We start from the raw sequence: 5,898 nt of genomic DNA, 5'->3' as shown, positions 1-5,898 counted from the left end.
GGGGCCACCCCCGCGGACCACCAGGTTTCCCGGATTGGTAGCTCAGGTGGTCAGAGGGGGGCACTCAAACTGCGGTGGTGGGGGGTTCGAGCCCGCCTCGACCACCCCGCAAAAACAAACGCCGCTCCGGTCCCCGGGGCGGCTTTTTTCTTGCCCGCCGTAGGAGCCCACCCTGTGGGCGACATCTTTCGCCGTGAGGCTGCAGGCCCTGCGGCTCTCCCGCGAATGGCGTCGCCCCCAGGGTGGGCTCCTACGGCAGCGTTGTCTCCATCTCCGGTGTGGGCGCGGTATCCAGCACCACCCGGGCCAGCTCCACCACGTTGTGCACCCGCAGCTTCGCCATCAGGTTCGACCGGTGCAGTTCCACGGTTTTCGGGCTGATTTTCAGATCGTTCGCGATCACCTTGTTGAGCTTGCCAAGCATGATCCCGTCCAACACCTGCGATTCGCGGCGGGTTAGGGAAACGCCGGGACGCAGGTTCGCCAAGGGGTCGGGATCAGGCCCCGCGGCGGGGTCCTCGCCAAGCGGCATGAGAAACACGGCCTGGAAGCTGACGGGCGCCACGTCGAGTACCTCGCGCGTTACGCGATAGCGCCGGGGCGCGGCGTGCCGGTCGCGGAAGAGGAATTCATCGGGCTGGCCGGTGGGCAGGAGATGGTTTTCCAGCCAGCCTGGGCCGGCTCGGCCCCTGGAGATGCCGAATTCGCGACGGAACGCCGCATTGATCATGACGGCGTGACCGCCATCGCTTCGCCAGACCACGCAGGGCCAGGGCAGGGCGGAAAACACTCCCTCGGCCAGCGCGCAGGGCTGCGGCTGGTCGACAGACTCACGGCCAAGGCACATCGATGCCTCCTTCGGTGAACCACAAGGGGTCGGCGCGCCCCCTGACGCCGCCGATCTAGTTACCACTGCAACCGTTGGGCGATGAAAAGTCCATGAACCCGGCCGCCGGATTGGCCAAACTGCGATCTGCGTCGTGAAGCTTCCCTGCGCCCGGTCATTTTTTCCGGGTTGCTACAATCCCCGTCAGAAACCGTTCATTCCTGGCTCCCATGCGTATCTTCAAGACCTTCAATATCGAGGCGGCCCACCGCCTGCCGAACGTGCCCGAGGGGCACAAGTGCTCGCGCCTGCACGGCCACTCCTTCCATGTGGAGCTCCACGTGGAGGGCCCGATCGACCCCGTTTTCGGCTGGGTCATGGATTTCGGCGACCTCAAGGCGCGCTTCAAGCCGCTGTACGAGCGCCTGGACCACAACTACCTCAATGACATCGAGGGGCTGGACAATCCGACTAGCGAAAACCTCGCCCGCTGGATCTTCGAACGCCTGCGTCCCGAGGTGCCGCTGCTGTGCAAGGTGGTGGTGCATGAAACCTGCACGTCGGGCGCCGAGTACGCGCCGTAAGCCAGGCGCCTATTCGGCAAGACGAAACCTGTCATCGCAATAAAAAACGGTTGCTGCCCTGCAACAGGCGGGACTACACTCCGGCACCTTCCCGTTTCCCGGCGGTTCCCCGATGGCGCACGTAAACGCTTACGCTGACCTTGCCCATTTCGTGGAACAGGCCGCGGCTGCGCAGGCGCTTGCCTTGCGCGGCATGGAGCGGGTGGCCGACCTGCAGTTGCAGGCCCTCGAAGGGCATGCGCGCGCGGCGACCGGCCTCATGGCGGATGCGATGCAGGCGCAGGATCCGGACGCGATGCGTGCCGTGATCGCGCGCGGCGGAGACCTGCAGCGGGAAGGCGTCGAGCGTGCCGCAACGGCCGCCGGCGACATCATGGGCGTGGCGGTGCACACCGCCACCTCGCTCGGCGCACTGGTGGGCCAGCCCGCCAGGGCCTGACCTGCCGCGGCCCACTCGCCAACGACGCGACCGCCCGTCGCGCCGGCGGGTGGTTATGGACTTTCGTCGCTTGTCCGGTCGTTTGCGCCACTGGTATACTTTTCCAGATTAAACCGTGGCCCGTTGAACCATCTGGTGCCGCCTTCGAGCGAAACCACGGGAGCCTCGCGTTGCTCAATAGTCTTGCAGCCGGTCGTCACCTAGCCATGCGCGTGGTTATCACGCAGCTGGCGGTGGCTGTGGTCGCGGGACTCGCTTTCTGCCTGCAGGGGCGTGCCGCCGGACTGGCCGCGTTTGCAGGTGCCCTGGTCGTCGCTTTCGCCACCGCGCTGCTTGCCGCGCGAGCGTTCAGCGCGCTGGGCGGAGCAGGGGCAACGTTCATGCGGTTCCTCGTGGGCATGATCCTTCGCTGGATCGTCCTCATCGGTGGACTGCTGCTCATCCTGGTTCAATGGAAGCTGCCACCCTTGCCGGCACTGGTCGGCCTGGTAGCGGCTTACGCGGTCAACGTATTTGCATTCAGATTCAAGGGTTGAGGCATGGCTAGCGAACCGCAGGGCGGTCTAACCGAATACATCCAGCACCACCTGAACCACATGACGGTGAATTTCAGCGCCGATCATTTCTGGTTCTGGAACCTCCGCGCCGACTCGCTCATCGTGTCGTTCGTGCTGGGTGCCGCGTTCTGCCTGTGGTTCTGGCTGTACGCACGCAAGGCCACGTCCGGCGTGCCGTCCAAGGGCCAGGCCCTGGTCGAGCTCGCCATCGAATTCGTCGATACCCAGGTGAAGGACACCTTCCACGGCGACCGCCGCACGGTCACGCCGCTGGCGCTGTCCATCTTCATGTGGGTGTTCCTGATGAACGCCATGGACCTCCTGCCGGTCGACCTCGCCGGCTGGCTGGTGCACACGTTCGCGGGTGCTGAAACGGCCCACCACACCTACTTCCGCGCGGTGCCCACCGCGGACATCAACACCACCGTCGGCCTGTCGGTCGCCGTGCTGTTCATCGTCATCGGCCACGGCATCAAGGCCAAGGGCGGCTTCGGCTTCGGCAAGGAGCTGCTGACCGCACCGTTCCATGCGGAAAACCCGATCGCCAAGACCATCCTGGTGATCCCGAACTTCCTTCTCAACGTCGTCGAAACCCTGTCGAAGCCCGTGTCGCTCGCCATGCGACTGTTCGGCAACATGTACGGCGGCGAACTGGTGTTCATGCTGATTGCCGGTCTGATGGTGAGCTGGATCAGCTTCGTGCCTGGCGTCGTGTTCAACACGGCCTGGGCGATCTTCCACATCCTGATCATCGCCCTCCAGGCGTTCATCTTCATGATGCTGACGATCGTCTACATCGCCACGGCGCGGGAACATCACTAACTCACCGCACCGACGTTCCACTTTTTTCAGTTCGTCCTTTCCATCCTTTCGTAATTCGTTATCCAGGAGATCACCATGGAACTCGCCTCGCTTCTCGCCCACGTGCAGGGCATGACCGCCATCGCCATCGGCGTCATCATCGGCCTCGGCGCGCTGGGCGCCTGCCTCGGCATCGCCATCATGGGCTCGAAGTTCCTCGAGTCGGCTGCCCGTCAGCCGGAACTGGTCCCGCTGCTGCAGGGCCGCATGTTCCTGCTCGCCGGCCTGATCGACGCGGCGTTCATCATCGGCCTCGCCGTTGCCCTGCTCTTCGCGTTCTCGAACCCGCTGGTCGGCGTCGTCCGCGCTGCCATCGGCGGCTAATCCGCCGTTCGTTCGCCTTGTCGCCGCGGCCTGAGTGCCGCGGCGGCCGTCAGTACACAAGCGTTCGGAGTACTTCGGAGAGATCATGGAAATCAACATGACCTTCCTGGGCCAGATGATCTCTTTTGCGATCCTGGTCTGGTTCACCACCAAATTCGTCTGGCCGCCGCTGAACGGTGCCATCGAAGAGCGCCAGAAGAAGGTGGCCGAGGGGCTTGCCGCCGCTGAGCGTGCCCGCGCGGAACTCAAGGACGCCGACGCCAAGGTCGCGGCCGAGATCAAGCAGGCTCGCGTCCAGTCCACCGACATCATCGACAAGGCACAGGCCCAGGCCAACGCCATCATCGAGAAGGCCCGCGTGGAAGCCACCGAGGAGATCAACCGTCTGAAGGCCCAGGCCCAGGACGAGATCGCCACCATGGCGCAGCGTGCGCGCGAACAGCTGCGTGAGCAGGTCGGTTCGCTCGCCATCAAGGGTGCTGAAAAGATCGTCCAGCGTGAAATCGACCCGGCGGCCCACAAGGCGCTGCTCGACCAGCTCGCTGCCGAGATCTGATCATGGCCCAGGCGCTCACCCTCGCCCGTCCGTATGCGCGCGCTGCCTTCGAGGTAGCGCACGCATCCGGTGCGCTCGCCGACTGGTCGGCAGCGCTGAATTTTGCCGCCGCGGTTGCGGTCGACCCTCAGGTCGCCGGCCTCGGCAACGATCCGCGCGTGCAGCCGAAGCAGCTCGTCGCGATCCACCTTCCGCAAGGCATGTCCGCCGATGCGCCGTTCGCCCGTTTCCTCGAGGAACTGGCGGACAACGGCCGCATGGGCCTGCTGCCGGAAATCGCCGCGCTCTACGACCAGTACAAGCTGGAGTCGGAGTCGACCCTGAAGGTCAAGGTCACGAGCGCGCTGGATCTCGACAACGCCCAGGCCGAAGCGCTGCGCGCTTCGCTCAAGCGCCGCTTCAAGCGTGAGATCGAACTGGATACGCACGTCGATCCGGCGTTGCTTGGCGGTGTCGTCATCGACACGGGCGAGCAGGTCATCGACGGGTCCGCGCGCGGCCGCCTGCAGCGGCTGGCCAGCGTGCTGACGCACTGAATACGAGCTTCTCATACCACCGGGTGCCGTGAGAGCGGCGCAACCCAAGGAACCGACCATGTCCAGCACCACTCTGAATCCGTCCGAGATCAGCGAGCTGATCAAGTCCCGCATCGAGCAGTTCAAGCTTGGTGCCGAGGCACGCAACGAAGGCACGATCATCAGCGTGTCCGACGGCATCGTGCGCATCCACGGCCTGGCCGACGTGATGCAGGGCGAAATGATCGAACTGCCGAACGACACCTACGCGCTTGCGCTGAACCTCGAGCGCGACTCCGTCGGCGCCGTGGTCCTCGGTGAGTACCAGCACCTGCGTGAAGGCGATACCGCCAAGACCACCGGCCGCATCCTCGAAGTGCCGGTCGGCCCGGGCCTGCTCGGCCGCGTCGTCGACGCGCTCGGCAACCCGATCGACGGCAAGGGCCCGATCGATGCCGCTGGCTCCTCGCCGATCGAAAAGGTTGCGCCGGGCGTCATCTGGCGCCAGTCGGTCGACCAGCCGATGCAGACGGGCTATAAGTCCATCGACTCGATGATCCCGATCGGCCGTGGCCAGCGCGAGCTGATCATCGGCGACCGCCAGACGGGTAAGACCGCTGTCGCGATCGACGCCATCATCAACCAGAAGCACTCGGGCATTAAGTGCATCTACGTGGCCATCGGCCAGAAGCGCAGCTCCATCGCGAACGTGGTGCGCAAGCTCGAAGAGAACGGCGCGCTGGCCAACACCATCGTCGTCGTGGCTTCGGCCTCCGAAGCGGCTGCCCTGCAGTACGTCGCGCCGTACTCCGGCTGCGCCATGGGCGAGTACTTCCGTGACCGCGGCGAAGACGCGCTGATCGTGTACGACGACCTGTCCAAGCAGGCCGTGGCCTACCGCCAGATCTCGCTGCTGCTCAAGCGCCCGCCGGGCCGCGAAGCCTACCCGGGTGACGTGTTCTATCTCCACTCGCGCCTGCTCGAGCGCGCTTCGCGCGTCAGCGCCGAGTACGTCGAGAAGATGACCAACGGCGAAGTGAAGGGCAAGACCGGCTCGCTCACCGCGCTGCCGATCATCGAAACCCAGGCGGGTGACGTCTCGGCCTTCGTGCCGACCAACGTCATCTCGATCACCGACGGCCAGATCTTCCTTGAAACCGATCTGTTCAACGCCGGTATCCGTCCGCCCGTCAACGCCGGTATCTCGGTGTCGCGCGTCGGTGGTGCCGCCCAGAC

9 protein-coding genes are annotated in these 5,898 nt (G+C 65.0%); 8 read left to right on the top strand and 1 reads right to left on the bottom strand.

From position 1 onward, the window contains the following. Positions 1-250 precede the first annotated feature (250 nt). The gene (locus tag ACTHLF_RS04340) at positions 251-847 is read right to left on the bottom strand and encodes a response regulator transcription factor (protein ID WP_440325180.1); all 597 of its coding nucleotides are present in this window, start codon (positions 845-847) and stop codon (positions 251-253) included. Positions 848-1,056: 209 nt separating this feature from the next. Between ACTHLF_RS04340 and queD the strand changes: the two genes are divergently transcribed. The 8 genes from queD to atpA all read left to right on the top strand — a co-directional run. Continuing rightward, positions 1,057-1,410, top strand: coding sequence for a 6-carboxytetrahydropterin synthase QueD (gene queD, locus ACTHLF_RS04335; protein ID WP_440325178.1), 354 nt, complete (start codon positions 1,057-1,059; stop codon positions 1,408-1,410). 112 nt (positions 1,411-1,522) lie between these two features. Next, positions 1,523-1,849 (top strand): phasin family protein, encoded by a 327-nt coding sequence (locus ACTHLF_RS04330; RefSeq protein WP_440325177.1) that lies wholly within the window; start codon positions 1,523-1,525, stop codon positions 1,847-1,849. Between the two features lie 206 nt (positions 1,850-2,055). Beyond that, a complete protein-coding gene (locus ACTHLF_RS04325) occupies positions 2,056-2,385 on the top strand; it encodes an ATP synthase subunit I (protein WP_440325176.1) in 330 nt (109 codons plus the stop codon). A gap of 3 nt (positions 2,386-2,388) precedes the next feature. After that, a complete protein-coding gene (gene atpB / locus ACTHLF_RS04320; protein WP_440325174.1) occupies positions 2,389-3,228 on the top strand; it encodes a F0F1 ATP synthase subunit A in 840 nt (279 codons plus the stop codon). Positions 3,229-3,303: 75 nt separating this feature from the next. Continuing rightward, positions 3,304-3,591 carry a F0F1 ATP synthase subunit C gene (atpE, locus tag ACTHLF_RS04315; protein WP_247331317.1) on the top strand — a complete coding sequence of 96 codons (288 nt, stop codon included), beginning with the start codon at positions 3,304-3,306 and terminating at the stop codon, positions 3,589-3,591. A gap of 85 nt (positions 3,592-3,676) precedes the next feature. Next, positions 3,677-4,147, top strand: coding sequence for a F0F1 ATP synthase subunit B (locus tag ACTHLF_RS04310; RefSeq protein WP_440325172.1), 471 nt, complete (start codon positions 3,677-3,679; stop codon positions 4,145-4,147). Between the two features lie 2 nt (positions 4,148-4,149). Continuing rightward, positions 4,150-4,683: a F0F1 ATP synthase subunit delta gene (locus ACTHLF_RS04305; RefSeq protein ID WP_440325170.1), complete on the top strand. Its 534-nt coding sequence runs from the start codon at positions 4,150-4,152 to the stop codon at positions 4,681-4,683. Between the two features lie 58 nt (positions 4,684-4,741). Then, positions 4,742-5,898, top strand: a 1,157-nt coding sequence (gene atpA, locus ACTHLF_RS04300) for a F0F1 ATP synthase subunit alpha (protein WP_440325168.1), incomplete at its 3' end; no start/stop codon positions are given.

This window comes from Luteibacter sp., assembly GCF_051958795.1.
GTDB lineage: Bacteria > Pseudomonadota > Gammaproteobacteria > Xanthomonadales > Rhodanobacteraceae > Luteibacter.
Note: the sequence above shows the minus strand (reverse complement) of the source record. Positions and strands in the feature narration are given on the sequence as shown.